Here is a 20,925-nt window from a genome sequence, read left to right as displayed (position 1 = left end):
TTTGCTGAGCGTAAAAATACGGAAACAAGTTGGGATGCACAAAGAATATTTATTCACAAAGGATGGGCTGTTTTCTGCCAATTCTAGCTATCTTTGGGCATACTTATTTTTTATGGAAACTACTACAATTAAAAAACCGGTGATTGTTTATGCCGAAAGCACGCCCAATCCGGCAACCATGAAATTTGTGGCAAACAGCCTGTTGATTGCAGATGGCGCTACGGCTGAATATCTAAGCCCTGCATCTACAAAAGGTGCGCCCATAGCGGCTAAGCTATTTCAACTGCCCTTTGTAAAGTCTATTTTTATTAACTCCAATTATATAACTGTTACCAAAAAGGATGGTATTGCTTGGGATGATATTATTTTAGAATTGCGCGAATTTATTAAATCGTATTTAGACTCCGGAAGTGCTGTTGTAACCGAACTGCCAAAAGTAGAGGTGCATACAGACAATCGCTTTTCGGAAACAAAAACAATATATAGTGAACATGTTGCTCCGCAAAACGAAACAGAGCATAAAATTATTGAAGTGTTGGAACAGTACATTAGACCTGCTGTTGAGCAAGATGGAGGATTAATTACTTTCAAATCGTTTTCAGAAGGTGTTGTTACTGTTGCCCTTAAAGGCTCATGCAGTGGCTGCCCATCATCAACCATTACTCTAAAAGCCGGGATTGAAGGGTTGTTAAAAAAAATGGTACCTGGCGTAAACGAGGTTGTTGCGGAAGCATTGTAAATTGTATCGACATTTCAAGATTCTTAAGCAATGGCATCTAAACCATTAAAAAACAAGCAGTCTAAAACAACCACTCTATCTTTAGAAAACTCTAGACTAGACAAATCAATCATTATTTTCCTGTCGGCTATTGCGTTTCTTTTATACTTCAATACACTTAATCACGGCTATACGCTCGATGATTATTCTGTTATAAAAGAAAATATTGTTACAGTACAAGGGTTTAAGGGAATTCCCACTATTTTAAAAACATCTTATCGATACGGATATTTATCTATAAACGATGGTTTGTACCGGCCACTTTCATTGGTAACGTACGCTATTGAATGGGGGCTATTTCCCGACAAACCTGCCATATCGCATTGGATAAATGTTTTTTTGTACATACTCACTGCCATTGTTTTATATCGATTGTTGAGGAGATTACTCATTCATCAAAACGTTTTAATTCCGCTTTTAACAACGCTATTGTTTATTGTACACCCCATTCATACCGAGATTGTAGCAAGTATAAAAAGTAGGGATGAAATTTTAAGTTTTTTATTTTGTCTGTTAGCAGGAAATGCGCTACTCTCTTATTCTGAAAAAAAATCGACTAGTAATTTTCTCCTTGTCAGTGTCTATTTCTTTTTGGCACTTTTATCGAAGGAAACCGGTATAACCATGTTGGCTATATTGCCTTTGTTACTCTATTTTTTCAGAAATACAACCGTTAAACAAACCGCCATATCTGCTATTCCTTTGGCAGTGCCGGTTGTTTTATACTTTTTTATTAGAAGCGCTGTATTGGGCTCCGCTAAAGGACTGGAGAGCGTGTCGTATATAGACAACTCTTTATTTGCAACAAAAGATACAATAGTGCAACTTGCCACTGCATTCTCGGTTTTGTATGAGTACATTCAGCTTTTATTTGTACCCACCCACTTGGTGTGCGACCGATCATTTAACGAAATTCCGAATGTGCCGTTTTCCAACATTCGAGCAATTGCAGGATTAGTAATTCATTTGGCTCTTGCAGCAATTGCTTTTGTTGGATTGAAAAAAAGAACCCCACTTAGTTTTGCTATTCTATTCTATCTAACATCTATCGCGTTGTTTTCGAATATAGTAGTTAAAATAGGCTCTATCATGGCAGAGCGTTTTGTTTACTTTGCTTCATTTGGTTTTTGCTTGGCGGTTGTATTGCTTCTAATACAACTACTAAAAGTAGACACCACCACAAAAATTGATTCGCCCAAAAAACTACTAGCTGTAAACAAGCCACTGATTGGGCTGTTGGGGCTTGTGTTTTTTCTATTCTCTTTCAAAACTATTGACAGGAATAGTGTTTGGAAAAGTAATTTTACACTTTATTCTAACGATGTAAATTTATCCCCTAACAGCTGTAGAATACACTATTACTTAGGTAGAGAGCTTATTAAAGAAATAGCTCCAAACGAAAAAGACCCGAGGAAACAAAAAGATTTTTTTATGTGGGGTATAAAAGAAATGGAAAAGTCAATTGCCATTGCACCTCGATATGCCGATGCCTACAGCCAAATGGGGCTTGGGTACAAACGCATGGGCAATTCGGAAAAAGCAATTGAGTGTTATAAAAAAGGGTTAGAAATACAGCCCAATGATCCTATTACACTTAACAACCTAGCTGCAGAATATTTTTCAAAAGGAATGTACAAGGAATGCATAGAAATTTTTGAGCGCATATTAGTTATTGACCCACGATATGTAGATGCCATGGTAAACCTAGCGAGCTGTTATGGCACGGTGCAAAATTTTGATAAAGCTATTTATTGGTTCGAAAGAGCGGTACAATTGTCGCCTACCAATGCACGAGCATTTTATTTCTTAGGAATGACTTATGGGTACAAAGGCAACAAAGTAAAAGAAACGGAAAACCTACAAAAAGCCTATCAACTGGATGCTTCCTTAAAACCCAAATAAGATTACATCGTTGCTTTGTTTTGTATTATCTTTAATCTAGAAAAAATTTGATTTAATATGATTAATCGTCCTCGTAGATTGCGCATCAACTCTGTTATTCGCGAAGCAGTAGCAGAAACTCGTATTTCAAAAAATATGCTTATTTATCCTTTTTTTGCAAAAAAGGGCAGCAATGTAAACAACCCAATTGGTGCGATGCCTGGAGTGAGCCACTTGTCGGTTGATTTAATTTTAAAAGAAACAGAACAGCTTTTAAAAAAAGGAGTAAACAAATTTTTATTGTTCGGAGTTGGAGAAGATAAAACAGAAGATGCATCTTCTTCTTACAGCAAAAATACGATAGTAGCGCAAGCAGTAAAAGAACTAAAAAAACAGTTTGGCTCTGAAGCTTATATAATCACCGATGTGTGCGTGTGCGCCTACACTACGCATGGACATTGTGGAATAATTGAAGATAAATATGTGGTAAATGATAAATCGGTGAATGTACTATCGCAAATGGCATTGCGCCATGCTGAAGCAGGGGCTGATATGGTAGCTCCATCGGATATGATGGATGGCAGAGTTGGCGCTATTCGTACTGTACTGGATGAAAACAAGTTGAGCAACACGGCCATCATGTCGTACGCAGTAAAATTCTCCTCGGCTTACTACGGACCATTTAGAGAGGCTGCCGATTCTACTCCACAATTTGGAGATAGAAAGAGTTACCAAATGGACTTCAGAAACGGCAGAGAAGCCATGAAAGAAGCTATGTTGGACGAAGATGAGGGAGCAGATATTTTGATGGTAAAACCAGCACTGGCTTATTTAGATGTAATACAGAATTTACGCAACCACACCAACTTACCGGTAGCGTGTTACAATGTGTCTGCGGAGTACAGCATGGTAAAAAATGCTGCTGCACACAACTTAATTGACGAGCGTTCTATCGTATTAGAAAATATGCACGCGTTTGCTCGTGCGGGGGCCGATTTGATTATTACGTATCATGCGAAGGATATTGCGTTGAATGATTGGATAAAATAACATGTTACGACTTTTAGCATATAGCCTACTTTCAGCTCTACTCCTATCATTTGCTTGGCCGATAAATGGATTTACCCTATTGATATTTGTTGCATGGATTCCATTGCTTAGTGTAGAAAATACACTTAGTAAACAAAATAAAGGAGGACTTAAATTATTAGGGTTCTCCTACCTTACTTTCTTGCTGTGGAACATCCTAACCACCTGGTGGATAAAGAATGCTTCCTTTGGAGGAGCCGCCATGGCCATACTAGCCAACTCGCTCTTAATGTCATTTACATTTCAGGCATTTCATATTATTAAAAAACGAATTTCAACATTCAACATTCAGCATTCAACATTTTTCTTAATTCCCATTTGGATCTCGTTTGAATACTTACATCTTGATTGGGATTTAACCTGGCCATGGTTAACACTCGGAAACATATTTGCTGCGCAACATACTTGGATTCAGTGGTATGAGTTTACCGGTGTGTTTGGCGGGTCACTGTGGATATTACTAGTTAACATATTGCTTTTTGAGTTTATACTACACTACGAACTACAAAACAAAAAACTCAGTATTAAACAATTGATTATTGCGCTTTTCTTAATCATTATCCCCATCTTTTTTTCGGTGTTACTATACAATAGTGTACAAACTACACTAAGTAATAAGGCAAATGTGGTTGTTATTCAACCCAACATTGATCCGTATAACGAAAAATTTGTTGATCCACAATCCGTACAAATTGAAAAAATGTTGGCACTCGCAGAAACATTGGTAGACAGCACTACCGATTTTTTGGTTTTGCCGGAAACAGCCTTGATAGAAAACATTTGGGAAAACAATATAAACGAAACAGAGAGCATTACACAACTCCAATTGTTTGCAAAAAAGTTTGGTAAATTATCCATAGTTACCGGAGCATCTACGCTACGCGCGTTTGAGGATGGAGAAAAAGTATCAGAGACGGCTCGCAAATTCAGTGATGTAGATAAGTATTATGATTCCTACAATACAGCGTTACTAATTGATTCTTCGAAACATGTTCAAATTTATCACAAGTCTAAACTAGTTCCCGGTGTTGAGAAAATGCCGTTCCCTTGGATTTTTAAACATATCGAAAAATTTGCCATTGACTTGGGGGGCACCGCAGGAAGCCTTGGTGTACAAAAGGAAAGAACAGTTTTGTATTCCAAAGATTCTATAGGGGTAGCGCCAGTAATTTGCTATGAATCTATTTATGGAGAATATGTTTCAGACTATGTAAAAAATGGAGCGAATGCTATTTTTATAATTACCAACGATGGCTGGTGGGGCGATACTCACGGCTATAAGCAACATTTAATTTACGGCAGACTAAGAGCTATTGAAACACGCAGGGAAATTGCACGTTCTGCTAATACTGGTATTTCATGTACAATAAACGAACGAGGAGATGTTGAAAATAAAACTGAATGGTGGCAACCAACAGCGTTTAAAACAACAATTAATTTACACTTAGAAAAAACTTTTTATACGCGATTTGGAGATGCTATTGCTGCAGTATGTTTAGTGTTTACAAGCATTCTATCGATTGCTGCATTCGTACTTAGATTCATTAAAAAAAAGTAGAGAAATAATTTGAATGTCAGTACTTCGTTCCTCAGCACGACAGCAAACAAAATCCAGTTAACCTTAGCAAAGGATAAGTTAAGTCCAAACCAGAATTGTTAGCCCGAACCTGCTGAAGAGTCAAGGTTGGCGTTTAAAAAATCACTCCTTATTTCAAAACAGTTACACTTCCAGTATAAGAGTAATTTTGATAGTTCTTGGTATATGCAAAACAAGACACAATTAATAATTATATTTATATCAGCTTTATTATTTAACATTCACATCCCGATAGCTATCGGGACAACATTCAAAATTTTTTTAAGTGGCTAAAGTAAAAACAGCATTTTTTTGTCAAAATTGTGGGGCACAATCTCCTAAGTGGGTTGGTAAGTGCAACTCGTGTGGTGAATGGAACACTTTCGTAGAAGAAGTACTAGAAAAAGCAGACACCAATTCTGTTGCAAATACATTACCAAGTGGATTAAAAAAAGTGGCAAAGCCTCAAAAGATAGACGAGATAAGCCTTTCACAAGAACACAGAATTCCGATCTATGATAAAGAACTAAGCAGAGTTTTGGGAGGCGGTATCGTTCCAGGTTCATTGGTATTATTTGGCGGAGAGCCGGGCATTGGAAAATCAACACTGATGCTACAGTTGGCACTGCAATTAAAAAAACTTAAAATTCTATACGTATCGGGAGAGGAAAGTGAACAACAAATACGTATGCGTTCGGAACGCATTGGAATTGACAATCCGGGGTGTTATATACTAAACGAAACTGCAACTCAAAATATTTTTAAGCAAATTGAGCAGTTAGAGCCTAACTTAATTATTATAGATTCTATACAAACACTGCATACAGCGCGTATAGAATCTTCCCCTGGAAGTGTATCTCAAATACGTGAGTGTACCAATGAATTGATGCGCTTTGCAAAGGAAAGCAGCACCCCCGTTTTTTTAATTGGCCACATCACAAAAGACGGAAGCCTAGCAGGACCGAAGGTTTTGGAACACATGGTAGATACGGTATTGCAATTTGAAGGAGATAGAAACCATGTATATAGGTTATTGCGAACCACAAAAAATCGTTTTGGCTCTACCAACGAATTAGGTATATACGAAATGCAAGGTGTGGGATTGCGTCAAGTATCAAACCCATCAGAAATATTAATCTCTGCAAGAGAGGAACCTGTAAGTGGAATTGCTATTGCTGCTACCATGGAAGGCTTACGCCCAATGCTAATTGAAACACAAGCATTGGTAAGCTCTGCAGCTTATGGAACCCCGCAGCGTTCGTCAACCGGTTTTGATTTGCGCAGGCTAAGCATGTTGCTCGCTGTGCTTGAAAAGCGCTGTGGCTTTAGGCTTGCAGCCAAAGATGTTTTTTTAAATATTGCAGGCGGAATTAAAGTAGAAGACCCTGCAATTGATTTGGCTGTGGTATGCGCAGTACTTTCTTCCAATGTTGATTTGCCGATAAACCCCAAAGCCTGTTTTGCAGCTGAAGTGGGTTTGTCAGGAGAAATTCGTCCAGTAAACCGCGTGGAGCAACGAATTTCAGAAGCAGAAAAACTAGGATTCGAGCAAATTTTTATATCCCGCTATAACAAAGGTATCTCTGCAAAAGATTATGGAATTCAACTAATTCAGGTTGGCAAGATGGAAGAGGTATTTAGACAATTGTTTGCATAATTTTTTTTGTAATCAATAACTATGAATTACATTACTCCAATAACATTACTCATATTGTCAAATGCATTTATGACAATTGCTTGGTATGGACACTTACGATTCAAAGACATTAAGTTACTCGAAAACACTGGCCTTTTCGGAATAATCATGATTAGTTGGCTAATTGCTCTTTTTGAATATTGTTTTCAGGTGCCGGCAAACAGGCTTGGATACAGTGGAAACGGAGGAGCGTTCTCTTTAGTTGAATTAAAGGTGATTCAGGAAGTAATTTCCTTATCTGTATTTATGCTGTTTGCTGTGTTGGTCTTTAAAACAGAAACATTCAAATGGAATCACTTTGTAGGTTTTGTTTTCCTGATTTTAGCGGTATATTTTATTTTTAAGAAATAGTAAACTACTGAGATATAATTATCCTTTGAATAAAGGATGTATCGCCTTGAAGTATTTTTAATGTATATACTCCATCAGGGATATCAATTTTATATATTGTAATGGTATTATTTTCTGTATAGTAATTTTTAATCGAAAAGCACCTTCCTAACATATCTATACACTCTATTTCATAATAACTATTTATATGTTTCTCTTCTAGTTTTATGTTTAAGGAATTGGTTGCTGGATTAGGATAAACATAAATTCCAGCATAATCTATATCAACAGCCACTAAATTGGAGTAGCTGTATTTTCCGTCATAATCAACCTGCTTCAACCTATAGTACGAGATTCCTAAGTATGGCAAAGAGTCGATGGTTGAATAATTTATTTTAGAAGATGAATTTCCGCTTGCCTCTACCACTCCTACCACGCTAAAATGTTCTCCATCTTTTGTTTTTTCCACCACAAAATGACTGTTGTTTTTTTCGGAAGCAGTTTCCCAGCTAACATTTACCATTGTGTTATTTACAGCTTCGGCATTAAAATATGTAAGCTCAATAGGAAGTGGAACACCAGAAGCGTATTTTCCAACGAACGCATTTGTTGTTGTTGTTCCGGTTAAACAAGCCGAATGCGCCAATGTTCCTGCAGTAGGGTCAAAATCTACCGACTCACCATAAAACGAGCCAGTAATGTATAAATCTCCTATTGCATCAACCGCCATTTCATTTCCAAAACCACCCCCACCTGTTGGAATAAAGCCCCATTGGTAAAAAAATGTATTTGATGGAGATAGATTTTTCTTATATACTGAACAAAAAGCTTGTCCTGATGATGTAGGGGTTAGATTACTAGTATTAGCGGATGGATCTACATCAACGGGAGTATCATCAATATAGCCGAATACATATAGGTCATCATCAACTATTTTTATGGAGTTGATAGATTCATTTGAACCTCCAATGCAATCACTTGTACTAGAAAGAGTAAATGCCCATTGATAAAAAGAAGTGTTTGAAGGAAGTAAGCTAATATCATATTTTATTAAACATGCGTCAATAAATCCGCATATAGATCCCCCTATGTTGTAGCTATTAGAGGAAGGGTCTATATCCATATCATACCCTATTGCCCCTGATACATATAGATAGTTGCCGTCCAAAAGTGCATCAGTAAAAGATGAGCCATTGACCATATCAAGATTACCACTACACCAACCCCACTTAAAAAAGCTAGTGCTGCTAGGTAAAAAATTACCATCGTATTTTACCATAGCTAAACCTCTGCCTGTTATTGTATAGGTATTTACAGAAGGGTCTATATCTACTGTATTTGATTGCAGCTGCTTTGTTGATGTAAGAACAATATCTGTTCCGTTTATAGTTATAATGGTCTTCGACTGATTATTATCTAATTCGGTATTAAACCCCCATTGATAAAAAGCAGCACTACTGGGAGCTACGCCTAAATCGTATTTAGCCAAAAAGACATAAGGAGAGCTGGTGCCATTTATAACTGTATTGGTATTTCCAGATGGATCAAGATCTAAAACAGAAGTGGATATAGACCATCCTACCAAGTATAAATCGTTGCCGTTAATGGTAAAATCACTTTTGCCTTCGAACTCTGCATTCCCAATTTTAAACGCCCACTGATAAAAAGAGGTGCTGCTAGGTGCAAAAGTTCCATCGTATTTTACAACAAAAATATCGTCATTCCCAGCCCCTGTTAAGTTGTTAGTATTGGTAGATGGATCCATATCAATAGCACTAGTGCCATTAATAGAGCCTGAAACATAAATATCTGTTCCGGATAATTTAATACTAGTAGCAGCATCACTTCCTGTTCCTCCAATTTTAAACGCCCATTCAAGTGCCCCAGAACTATTGTATTTAACCACATAAATGTCCGTGCCACCGGAAGAAGATAAAAAAGAAGTAGAACCAGATGGGTCAAAGTCTATATTCTCCCCCCTAAACGTACCAACTGCATACACATTACCGGAAGCATCTACTGTTATAGAGCTACCGGCATCACTTCCTCCCCCTGCTCCAACTGAGAACGCATTACTATACGCCCCTGCAGTAGAGTATTTTCCAATAAAGCCATCGGTTGTGCTTGATGAAGATCCTATGTTTACAGTGCTTCCACTTGGGTCCATATCCATAGTAGTGCTCAGCAGACTACCTACCAAATAAAAGTTAGATGATTCTAAAGCCGCTGCATAACTTACATCATTAGCCGTGCCACCTAATGCAAACGAATAAAGATAAAAAGAGGTGTTGCTTGGATCTATACTTGCATCGTATTTTGCTACGAATGCATCGTTAGCTCCTTGACCTGTTATGTTATTTGTGTTGGTTGATGGATCCATGTCTATAGCAGCAGTTCCGTTTATAGAGCCAGAAATGTACAAATCGGTTCCATCTAAAAAAATATCATATCCAACATCGGCTCCGGTAGAGCCTGCTCTAAAAGCCCACTGATAAAAGGAGGTGTTACTCGGCAGTAAACTACCATCGTATTTAGCTACAAAAATATCAGTACTACCTGCGCCTGTTATACTGTTAGTGTTAGTAGAAGGATCCATATCTATAGCGGTGGTGCCGTTAATTACCCCAGTTACATAAAGGTCGTCACCACTATTGGCTAATTTATAACCAATATCTGCTGTAGTTCCCCCTGCCCTAAAAGCCCAAATAAAAAAAGAGGTATTGGTAGGATCTAAACTTGCATCATATTTTGCTATAACAATATCACTTGCCGCTCCATTTGCTCCTAAGGTATAAGTATTTACAGAGGGGTCTAAATCGCTACCAGCTGAAGTGGGTAGTTGTCCTGCAATATAAATATTGTTTGAAGCCACGGCTATACTGTAAACAATCTCACTTGCTGTTGATCTACCAAACCGAAACGCCCAAGTATAAAAGGATGTACTACTTGGTGCGAAGTTTCCATTGTACTTTGCAACAAAACCATCATTGTTTGCACCTGCACCGGTAATGGTATTAGTGTTAGTAGAGGGATCCATGTCTATAGCGGTACCGCCAAATATGCTTCCGCAAAAATAAATATCGGTTCCGGATACGACTACCTGATATGCTGCATCGGCACCGGTTCCTCCGATAGCGAAAGCCCATTGATAAAAAGAAGCGTCTGTAGGTGTAAGGCTAGATGTGTATTTAGCCACAAAGGCATCGGTAGAGCCCGCTCCGGTAATAGTATTTGTATTAGTAGATGGATCCATATCAATGGCAGATGTGCCATTAATTACTCCGGTTAAATATACATAGTCTCCGGAGATAGATACATTATAACCAACATCTGCAGCAGATCCACCTAAGCCAAAAGCCCACACGAGAGAACCTGAGCTATTGTATTTAGCCAAAAAAATATCGCTCGTAGTAGAGCCAGAATACGAAGCCAAGTAATTTGTTCCGGCACCAGGATCAAAATCTACTGCTAAACCTTGAAAAGAGCCGGTTATATAAACATTTCCAGAAGCATCTACTGCTACCGAACGCACCTCATCACTTCCGTTATCTAAACCAATATTATTTACCCAATCGGGTGTAATGCTTGGTTGTGCTTGCACATATACAGATTTGCAAAAAAAAGCGATAATTATAAAAAGGCTGGATTTTAAATTTTGTTTGTACATGTGTTTTATTTAATAACAACAATTTTAGAATCACTTATTACGGTTTTGTTGAAATAAATTTTTGTAAAATAAACTCCCGCTGCAATATTTTGTAAGCCAATAACGTTGTTTTGTGCATTAATTATAGTTTTGCAGACTATGTTTCCAAAAACATCTATCATCTCTACTAAAAAGGAATCACCACTATTCGATTTTATAAATACATTTTCTGTAGCAGGATTTGGATAAATAGAAATTGACGGTCTTATATAATCATTTTTTTCAACAGAATTAAATGTGCTTTTTTCTATTTTTCTAATTCTTCCGTAAGCTCTGTCGTTACTAATAATATACACACTACCATCGGGGGCTACAGCAACATCTCTAATTCGTTTCATTCCACTACCAATGAAATAATGTTTTTTAGAAACCACAGAGTCTCCGCTACTATTCAATCTATAAGCAATAACACCACCTATATATCCTCCAAAACTTAGTACAGATTCTAAAATACAATCTTTAAATTCTGGAATGGCAGAATGACTATACCAATCTATTCCGGAGGGTGGATTTGTTCCTGCATCAATAGGAAACTCTATGGGTAAACCCTTACAAGTAGAAGTATTCCATATATTATTTCCATCAGAGTCCATCCATCCGTAATATTTATTAGGCTTAATAAAATTTAATTCGTCAATCATTTGGCCCATTTCAGAGGCATAAATTTTGCCATTGGGCAATTGTATTATTCCTTGTGAATTTCGATGACCAAAACTGTAGGTTAAATTATTGGGTATTGGATTATCGCTTGGTATAGAACCATCTAGATTTATTCGCAATACCTTACCGGATAGGTAATTATTTCCTGTATCTTGTTGACAGCCGTATTCCGATGTGGTAACTAAAAGTTTTGAATCTTGCGAAACAAGTAATCTCCCCCCGGAATGTTCTCCAGGGTGAAACCACTTAACAAACAATGTTTCGTTTTTAAGTGAGTCCCCAGTGACATCATATATATATTTAAACACTTGTATCTCTTGACCTCCACCATAGTAGAGAGAGGTATCCCAGGTTGCAAATACTTCTGGTGTTACAGAAAAATTGGGATGAAAGGCCAGCCCCATGTAATTCCCCTTTCCTTTATTAAAAATGGTATCTAATTGCTGAGTTGAAAAGTTGTATGCAACAATATATTTTCTATTTGTAAACCAAAGTCGGTTATCAGGTCCCCAGTTGATATCCCAGGGCATATCACATTTATTGCTGTCTACAATTGTTGTTATGTTTACATTGGTGCTGTCAAGCAAATAATTGCTTATTTGTGCGTTTATATTACAACCAAATGTTGTTAGTATAAAAGCAAATACTAGTTTAATTCTTGTTGCATTCATTTACATCATTTTATTTAAGTAACGTAATAAACCCTTTGTGAACTTCGTTTTCCGAACGTAATGAATTTATAACAGAAATTATATAATAATATGTTCCATCGGCCATCGTATCGCCATCATTATTTTTATTTCCATTCCAGTGTTTTAGTATATCAATGGTTTCAAAAACTATTTCGCCCCATCTATTATAGATTTGGATGGAGTAATTTTCGTAACCATTCATGGATACTTTGAATACATCGTTTATACCATCTCCGTTGGGTGTAAATACGTTAGGAATAATTAAATGCTGTTCTGGAATTATAGTAATAGTAGAGTCTGTATTTATGGAATCGAATACAGCGTTGCAAATTTGCACACATGTAGTATCGAAAGTAAACTTCCATAAATCGTTGGTGTATTTTATGGTGTACCAAGTTCCGTTGGGAAATATGGTCGCTCCACCATACATCCACAAATTTCCATCTTTTCCGAAAAAGGCATTTGCCCCCGATCTACTTGCTGGATGGTTTGCAATACTTGCAATACCAGGTGTTCCAATAGAGTGAATTTGCGATGTGTGTTGAGTGCCGGACACTATAGCCCACTCATCATTATATATATCGTATCGCCATAAATCGTTGTAATATCCAACCGATCCAGGCTTTACCAAAGACCCTCCAAAAACAAAAAAACCACAAGGTGCATCATTCCAACATGCCCTGTTTTCAAGTTTAGCACAAGGTAGATTGCTTGAATCGTACGTGCAATATGCCCCCATAGAGCCGGTATCGTTTTTTGTAATTACACCATTTACAAATGTCCACTGCAAAGAGTCTATATTAAACTTCCACATGTCATTCCTAAAAGAACCAGATGCATGCATAGAACCAAGAATATATAGTTCATTTTTGTTTATAAATTTTGCATAAACACTGCGTCCTCCGGGGTCGTTCTGTGTGCCCATAACACCTTTGCCTGCATGAAAAGGTGAATTGTTGGTTGCTGCCGGCATTCCCCACATCCATGTCCATTCGTTTGAGGAAGGGTTGAATTTCCAAACATCGTTGTAGTAATCAAAATTAAAATCAGCACCCCCAAAAAGCCATAGGTTACCTATGCTATCTACCCAGGTGGCATTATTTTCGCAGCGTGCTCCCGGATAATTTGAAGAAGATGGTATCCCCTTTATACCATATACTCCAGCAGATCCCCCACCATTACTTCCACTCATCCAGGTCCACTGTCCAGTAGAAATAGTAAACCGCCACAAGTCATTCATTACACCACTACTTGGGGTACTTCCTCCAAATAACCATAAGTCGTCTCCATTTTTATCTACCCAAGTCATTATCCCTAAACACCTTGCGCCAGGAGTATTATTGGGAGATGGACTTCCTTTTGTACCATATACAGGAACCGCATTTGCAGCACCAGAACCATGCACCCATGTCCACTCGTTTGTACTGGGAGTAAACCTCCATAAATCACCCGAAACGCCTCCGCCATTCATTGCACCTCCGTATAGCCAAAAGTTTCCGTTATGATCTGTCCATTCGCAAGCCTCGTAAGTGCCAGGTGGTTTGTTTTGAGAAGAAGGTGTGCCTTTTGTTCCAAATATAGCGTTTGCGGTTGTGCCCGTATCTCCACTCATAAATGACCACATCCCGCCTTGGGCATTTAAACGAATGCTAATAATTAAAAGCACTTGAACGTACTGTAAAAATTTGATAGCTCCTTTATTAGACACTTTCTTCTTTTAGGTTATTGTTGCTGCTTTGAAATTTATACCAACCAATAAACAATACCAAACAAAAAAATTGAAATAATTGTGTTTTGAACACGCAATTAGAATGCCAACCGCGTATTATCAACTTGTTATAAATAATGCACATATTCATCTATTTTAAACACAAATAACTTTTTACTTGATAATAGTTCAATAGCGGCCTATTTATGAACGTATAATAATTGTGAAAAAAAATTTGAGGCTTGTTTGAAGCTAACAATAGTAAATTGAACGCCTAGAAAAAGACAATATACATTTGATTTTTATTCTTTTGCAAATTATAGTTCATAATCGGTTCCTCATAATGTTTATTTTCTTGTTGGAACAATAATAAAAAAATGAGGTACATTAAACTTATTCTAATAGGCAAACAACAATAGTGCAATGATGAAAAAAAATATAATGGATATATGTTTTTTTTTGAAACTCGCATTTATACTTGGGGTTATAACCTTTCTTTGCTCATTCAAATCCTACAGCCAAGTTTCTACCTGGGAAAAATCTCCATTTGAGTACAAAGTTTTTGTAGAGAATTTAGGGCAATTTGATGGTAAAGATAAAATGCCTGAAAATAAGATTCAATATGGGGTGGAAAATATGGGATTTCAAATATATTTTACCGAAAAGGGCTTAACATACAGAATGGACGAGTGGGGTAAAAGTGATGAAAAAAATAAAATGTTAGAACAATGGGAAAGCGGAACCAGGGAATACAAAGAGGAGCAAAGAAAAAATGGCAACCGAGAAAAAATGAAGTTGCTGGATATTGTAAATACAAGTTTGGTAAATATAGAATGGATGGGAGCAAATCCAAAACCATATATAATTGCAGATGAGCAAACTTCAGAACGGTTTCATTATAATATATCTTTGACGGAAAGCATCAATCACGCAAAGTCATATAAAAAAATAATATACAAAAATTTATATCCGGGCATAGATTTAGTGTATTCGTTTCCGGAAAATAGACCTGGTATTAAATATGCTTTTATTGTACATCCTGGAGCCAATGTTGCGGTAATAAAAATGAAATATAGTGGAAGCATATGTTATGTGGATACCGTTACGGGAAATATTAACATACCAACCCTTTTCGGGGATATTATAGACCACGCACCATATTCGTTTTACGAGACACCTGGAAAAGTCGTTGAGTCATCGTTCAAGCTAGACAATAATGTTGTTTCATTTCATTTTCCAAATGGATACGATAAATCAAAAACACTCGTTATTGATCCTTGGACCACAAACCCCGTTTTTACCTCACAAAACAAGGCACTAGATGTAGATAGGGACGCAGCAGGAAATGTTTATGTATATGGAGGACTATTGCCATTTAAGCTACGAAAATACAATTCTGCCGGTGTACCACAGTGGACATCAAACACCATACCCAGCAGTACCAATTGGTTTGGCGATTTGGTTACAACAAATAGTGGTGTATCGTATGTTAGTAATGGTCAGGGAAATGGAGAAATTCAAAAAATTGACCCCAATGGTTTAACCCTTGTTACCAATACAACCGGTTTTGGAACTGGAGGGTGGGAATATTTTGTATTGTGCTTTAATGCTACACAAACACAATTAGTTGGCGGAACATCAATTCCGCCAAGTGGTAATTTTGGTGCCGTAGTAAATGTAAATCTTACCAACCTTAACCCCAGTGCACCAGTTGGTGGGTTTGGTGTTTCACCCTACACAGAAATAAGGGGAATGTGCTTGTCGCCCAATGGTAATTTTTATGGAATATCTATTCATAATGGGGGAAATTTTGTTGGAAAGGTTTTTGGGTTCACACCAACACTTACCCCTTTGTGGAGTATATATTCGGGCTATACTTTCGCTAACCATGGTTATATTACACCCAACTACCAATTTTCCAATCCGGGTCCACAAAATTGTATTGCTGCATCCAACTGTTTTGTGTACACCTACAATGGCGATACACTAAAAAAGCGAAGCATTACGAACGGAGCACTGGTGGCGCAAATTAAAATAACCAACGCTACTGCCGGATCGTGTTCGGGTGTGTTGGTAGATAGTTGTGATAATGTATATGTGGGCACCACAACAGGAATAAGAAAATACGATAGCAATTTAGCATTTGTTACCTCGGCTGCTACATCGGGGGCTGTGTATGATATGGTGTTTGCGCCTAACCAAGAAATCTATGCTGTTGGAAATACATTTGTGGCTTCTGTTTCTGGACTAGTTGTTAATTGTGTACAAAGTACACTAACCCTAACTACATCCACTTCCGCAGCCAGCTGTGGGCAATCTAATGGAACAGCAACGGTAACTACTGTTGGAGGAACAGCTCCATTTGTTTATGTTTGGTCGGTAAGTAGCAACAGTTCTAATGTTGCTACAGGTCTAACAGCTGGAGTATATACAGTTACCGTAACGGATGCATCGTGCAATCCATTGATTAAAACAGCAACAATTACCATTGGAGGAGCAGCATCTTTCACGGCTAACATCGCCTCGTTTACCAATGCAACATGCAATGGTAGTGCTACGGGCGGTGCTGTGAGTAGCGTAACGGGAGGCTTAGGCCCATTCAATTATTTATGGAGCAATGGACATACAAATTCACAATTGACCAATGTGGCCGCAGGCACTTACACAATAACGGTTTCCGATGGGTTCTGTTCGTCATCTGCTTCGATTGTACTTACAGAACCACCACCATTTTCCATAACTATTACCCCAATAGATTTGCTTTGCAATGCCAACAACAGTGGTAATGTTTCGGTTTTGGGCGGTAGTACTTATGCTTGGAGTAATGGTGCTACCACAAGCTCTATTGCCAATCTTTCCGCAGGCAATTACTCGGTAACGGTATACGATTCAAACAATTGTTCTATAACGAATAGTGTACTGATTACAGAGCCCCCTCTATTAAATCTTTTGTTTGCCAGCTCTTCCGATAATTGTTTACAATCTATCGGAAGTATTTCTGTTACTCCTTCTGGCGGAACAGGAGCCTACACCTATGCTTGGAATACCGGTGCTTCTTCTAATATAATATCGGCCTTATCTGCAGGCACGTACAGTGTATCGGTTACAGATGCAAACGGTTGCAGTATAACAGGAGTGGATACTGTTTTGAGTATCGCACCTCTTTCTATAAACCTATTAGCAACAAACCCTTTGTGTAATGGACAAACAACAGGAATTATCGTTGCAAATGCGCAAGGAACAAGCCCTTATATATACAATTGGAGCAATGCAGGTACAGGTGCTATAATATCTGCAATTGGGGCGGGTACATATAGTGTTGAAGTTACAGATAGTAGTGGATGTAAAGCTACAGCAAGCGTACAAATAATTGACCCGCCTTTGCTTTCCGTTACTTTAGCTAGCTTGAGCGATTCGATATGTGAGGGGGAAAAGCTGTTATTTCAAGCCCTACCAACCGGGGGAACCCCGAACTATACTTATTCTTGGAACACCGGTTCTATTCTAGATACTTTGCTAATAAGTCCCACAAACACAACGTTGTTTTGGGTTCAATTAACGGATGCAAACGGATGTACCGCAACTAGCTCTAAAAATATTGTTATTAAACAATCTCCACAGGCTTCTTTTTCCGTAGATACAACATTCGGTTGTACTTCATTGTGTGTTAATTTCACTAACACATCTTCTAGCACCATTCAATATTGGGACTTTGGAGATGGAACATATTCTACTCACAATACTCCATTACATTGTTATACACAAGATGGAACCTTTTCGGTAGAACTTGTTGTTACAAATACGTTAGGTTGTTCAGATACCGTTTTGGCCACAAACCATATTACAATATACCCAGGTCCTAAGGCCGATTTTATAATAAATCCAGAACCTGCAGAAATTAATACAATAGTAAATTTTACCAATCAATCAACAAGTGCCAGCAACTGGTTTTGGAGTTTTGGAGATGCTACTAATTCACTTAGTACAGAAGAAAATCCCTTTTTCATTTATTCCGATACCGGATATTTTCAGGTTCAGCAAATTGTTCAAAATTCGTTCGGATGCAAAGACACCATTAGCAAGCAATTGTATGTAGATACGGAGTTTATGTTTTTTACACCCAATACATTTACACCCAATGGCGATGGTATAAACGATGTGTTTGTTCCTATGGGCTTAATAGATGTTGACAAATACACACTCTTAATTTTTGATAGATGGGGCGATGAAATATTTAAATCTAATGATGTAAATTACGGCTGGGAGGGTAGAGCAAATGATGGAAAAGAGCTAGCACAGCAAGATACATACGTTTGGCTTATTAAATTATTCGATAAAAAAGGTGGACGACACTCCTTTGTGGGGCACGTAAATGTGGTAAAATAAACCATGTACATAGTTAGAAAGCGCCCAAAATTAAGCAATGTGAATTTTATTTAGCTATTTGATTATCAACACCTTAATCTCTTTTTATTGCTATCAGTTTTATATAATACACATTTTTTTGTTGGAAGGCGGGTTGGCAATCGGGGTAACTTTGAATCATCAAACAAAAAAGTACAAAGTATCAAGTACTAAGTACAAAGAAAAATTACTAAACAAATAAAAACTAAAAAACATGAAATCAACTAAAAAACTTAGCCTAAACGAAATTAAAGTAGAGAGTTTTGTTACAAGTATTAATGTAAAAGAGAAAGAAACTATAAATGGTGGAGAAGCCAAGCCAATGATGGGTCAATATGCAAGTGCGCTTGTGGGTACGCTCACAGCTGTTCCAACAGCACAACCTGCAACACCGGGACTAGGTGCTTCATGTGCAGTTGCAACTCTAATGGAACAAAATGACACTTTTACAATTGGTCATGGCGCATCTCAATTGCTATGTACAGATAGCAACAACCTTTTTTGCCAAACTGTTCGTGGATGCGGAACTCATGTTACCATAGCTTGTTTAAGTGAAGCATTTAATTGTTAGTTGGCTGTATTTAAACCCGGCAATTTCTATTTTAAGCTGTAAATTTAACATCATATGAGTTCATTTAATTATATTACTAATCGATACTTATTACAAACAATATCATATTTTGATATAATATGTATCTTTTTAAAATGGGCAAAGAAAAAATTGGCGGGTAACTTTGAATCATAAAAAACAATAAAAACTAAAAACATGAAATCAACTAAAAAACTTAGCCTAAACGAAATTAAAGTAGAAAGTTTTGTAACAAATTTGAGCTCTAATGAAAAAATTACAATTGGGGGGGGGACAGGGATGGCACAGGGTGTTGAAGCTGGCGTAAATGGTGTGGAAACAGCTGTATGGAAATGTCCGGCATCAGATCATTGCACGGGTCAGGGATTTACTGTTGATGGTTTAATTTGTTATACTGGTTATAATTGTAATTTGACCGATGGATTGCAGTGCGGGTTGGCTAGTCATTTTGGCAATTGTGATATAAGTAATACGGGTACTGGCAACAATACTGGAGGTACCGCAACGAATATAAATAGCCCTTGTGTAAACCGGTTGAATAATACACTATAGCTTAGATGCAAGTAAAAAGTGAAGGAATTAAATAACTATTAGTGTGCCGTGTAGCATAAGTCAGAATTTTAAAGCAATTCTACTTCCCTTTCAAATTCTATTTTAAATTCCGCAAAATATTTACCCGTTGCAGGACCATTAAAACCTGAGTAAATTTTCACCACTTCGTGCTTTTTGTTTAATAGAATGGTAGTTGGAAAAGAGGCTACATGGCTCAACCATGGTAGTTTTTCGGCAGCCTCTTTTTTTGAAGCAGTACCCGCCACTAAAAATTGGTAGCTGGAATTGTATTTGTTCTTCAGTCGTTCGATATTTCTTTTTGCAACAGAAAATTCGGTAGTTCGCTCGAAACACAACGCAATAATCTCGATTTTACTTTTATCCAATTTCTTATATAATTCCGATAAATAGGCTGTTTCATCCATACAATTAGGACACCAAGAACCCATTAATTGCACAACTACTGCTTTATTCTTATACTTTTCATCACTTAGTGTAGTTATTACACTATCTAGATTGGGAAATGAAAAATCTATTTCATTTGTAGTGATTGATTTAATCAGCGTATCCGGCTTAGCCAATTCAAACGTATCGTTCCTTTTCGCTATCCATTTCTCATAATGGTGTATGCCGCTCCAGAATTCACCTTGCAAGCTTCCATCAGCTTGTTTCACAGCTTTAAATAAAAATGCATGTGAGCCATCAAAGCATGATAAATACAAAGAGTCGTTTTTCACGTTTCCCTCTAAATAGCGATAATCGCCAGTTTCTGTTAAGAACGTGCCATAAGCACGATTTCCCTTTTGAGAAAAAACTCCCAATGCTTTGTATTCATCTTCTGCTCCTTGACTAAAAGCAACTTCCCATTTGCCACTAAAATCAAATCCCTTGTAGTTATCTTCAACAGGAAAGAAACGATACTCTTTTTGGGCCTCGGCTTCAAAAGCAATAACATTCATGTCTTTACGCGCATGATTAATCCACGTACCTCTGAAAACACCATCGCTATCTACTTTGGCAATTATCTCGGAATCAAAAACAGGAAGCTGTATAATGTATGTTTTGTTCTTTACAACAATTTCATCAACAGTAATTTTCTCTTCTCCGTTTAGGATAGTCAATTGTGATAAACTATCATTCTTTTGAACAACAAGTACAAAGGGAAGAACGATATTTTTCCTTGAATCAATTATTAATTCTGCTCTATAAGTTCCATTTGACAGTTCTTTCATCGGATGAGTGTTGTTTTTGCAACAAGGAAGTA

Annotated in this window: 13 protein-coding genes; 9 read left to right on the top strand and 4 right to left on the bottom strand. The window is 37.4% G+C overall.

From position 1 onward, the window contains the following. The first annotated feature begins 112 nt into the window (after nucleotides 1–112). The 6 genes from J0M08_02515 (at nucleotide 113) to J0M08_02490 (ending at nucleotide 7,371) form a co-directional block, all read left to right on the top strand. On the top strand, nucleotides 113–739 hold the full coding sequence (locus tag J0M08_02515) for a NifU family protein (GenBank protein ID MBN8701908.1): 627 nt from the start codon (nucleotides 113–115) through the stop codon (nucleotides 737–739). Between the two features lie 30 nt (nucleotides 740–769). After that, nucleotides 770–2,680 carry a tetratricopeptide repeat protein gene (locus J0M08_02510; protein MBN8701907.1) on the top strand — a complete coding sequence of 637 codons (1,911 nt, stop codon included), beginning with the start codon at nucleotides 770–772 and terminating at the stop codon, nucleotides 2,678–2,680. Between the two features lie 57 nt (nucleotides 2,681–2,737). Further along, nucleotides 2,738–3,709, top strand: a complete 972-nt coding sequence (gene hemB, locus J0M08_02505) for a porphobilinogen synthase (protein MBN8701906.1) — start codon at nucleotides 2,738–2,740, stop codon at nucleotides 3,707–3,709. Nucleotide 3,710: 1 nt separating this feature from the next. Next, nucleotides 3,711–5,306 carry an apolipoprotein N-acyltransferase gene (gene lnt, locus J0M08_02500; protein ID MBN8701905.1) on the top strand — a complete coding sequence of 532 codons (1,596 nt, stop codon included), beginning with the start codon at nucleotides 3,711–3,713 and terminating at the stop codon, nucleotides 5,304–5,306. A 304-nt stretch (nucleotides 5,307–5,610) separates the two neighbouring features. Next, nucleotides 5,611–6,981 carry a DNA repair protein RadA gene (radA, locus tag J0M08_02495; protein ID MBN8701904.1) on the top strand — a complete coding sequence of 457 codons (1,371 nt, stop codon included), beginning with the start codon at nucleotides 5,611–5,613 and terminating at the stop codon, nucleotides 6,979–6,981. A 21-nt stretch (nucleotides 6,982–7,002) separates the two neighbouring features. Continuing rightward, entirely contained in the window at nucleotides 7,003–7,371 is a 369-nt protein-coding gene (locus J0M08_02490) for a DMT family protein (GenBank protein ID MBN8701903.1), read from the top strand. Between the two features lie 4 nt (nucleotides 7,372–7,375). Here J0M08_02490 and J0M08_02485 read toward each other — a convergent pair whose 3' ends face one another. The 3 genes from J0M08_02485 to J0M08_02475 form a co-directional block, all read right to left on the bottom strand. After that, a complete protein-coding gene (locus J0M08_02485) occupies nucleotides 7,376–10,951 on the bottom strand; it encodes a T9SS type A sorting domain-containing protein (protein ID MBN8701902.1) in 3,576 nt (1,191 codons plus the stop codon). A 71-nt stretch (nucleotides 10,952–11,022) separates the two neighbouring features. Next, nucleotides 11,023–12,387 carry a PQQ-dependent sugar dehydrogenase gene (locus tag J0M08_02480; protein ID MBN8701901.1) on the bottom strand — a complete coding sequence of 455 codons (1,365 nt, stop codon included), beginning with the start codon at nucleotides 12,385–12,387 and terminating at the stop codon, nucleotides 11,023–11,025. 10 nt (nucleotides 12,388–12,397) lie between these two features. Further along, nucleotides 12,398–14,116, bottom strand: coding sequence for a gliding motility-associated C-terminal domain-containing protein (locus J0M08_02475; GenBank protein ID MBN8701900.1), 1,719 nt, complete (start codon nucleotides 14,114–14,116; stop codon nucleotides 12,398–12,400). A gap of 423 nt (nucleotides 14,117–14,539) precedes the next feature. Here J0M08_02475 and J0M08_02470 point away from each other — a divergent pair, with 423 nt between their 5' ends. The 3 genes from J0M08_02470 (at nucleotide 14,540) to J0M08_02460 (ending at nucleotide 19,661) form a co-directional block, all read left to right on the top strand. Further along, nucleotides 14,540–18,502: a gliding motility-associated C-terminal domain-containing protein gene (locus J0M08_02470; protein ID MBN8701899.1), complete on the top strand. Its 3,963-nt coding sequence runs from the start codon at nucleotides 14,540–14,542 to the stop codon at nucleotides 18,500–18,502. A gap of 232 nt (nucleotides 18,503–18,734) precedes the next feature. Further along, nucleotides 18,735–19,091: a pinensin family lanthipeptide gene (locus tag J0M08_02465; protein ID MBN8701898.1), complete on the top strand. Its 357-nt coding sequence runs from the start codon at nucleotides 18,735–18,737 to the stop codon at nucleotides 19,089–19,091. Between the two features lie 195 nt (nucleotides 19,092–19,286). Beyond that, a complete protein-coding gene (locus J0M08_02460) occupies nucleotides 19,287–19,661 on the top strand; it encodes a pinensin family lanthipeptide (GenBank protein MBN8701897.1) in 375 nt (124 codons plus the stop codon). Between the two features lie 68 nt (nucleotides 19,662–19,729). On the opposite strand, the gene J0M08_02455 is transcribed toward J0M08_02460, so the two are convergent. Then, the gene (locus J0M08_02455; GenBank protein ID MBN8701896.1) at nucleotides 19,730–20,893 is read right to left on the bottom strand and encodes a TlpA family protein disulfide reductase; all 1,164 of its coding nucleotides are present in this window, start codon (nucleotides 20,891–20,893) and stop codon (nucleotides 19,730–19,732) included. Nucleotides 20,894–20,925 lie beyond the last annotated feature (32 nt).

It is taken from the genome of Bacteroidota bacterium (assembly GCA_017303975.1).
Classification (GTDB): Bacteria; Bacteroidota; Bacteroidia; order JAFLBG01; family JAFLBG01; genus JAFLBG01.
The sequence above is the reverse complement of the archived record's forward strand: the minus strand, read 5'-3'. Positions and strand labels throughout refer to the sequence as shown.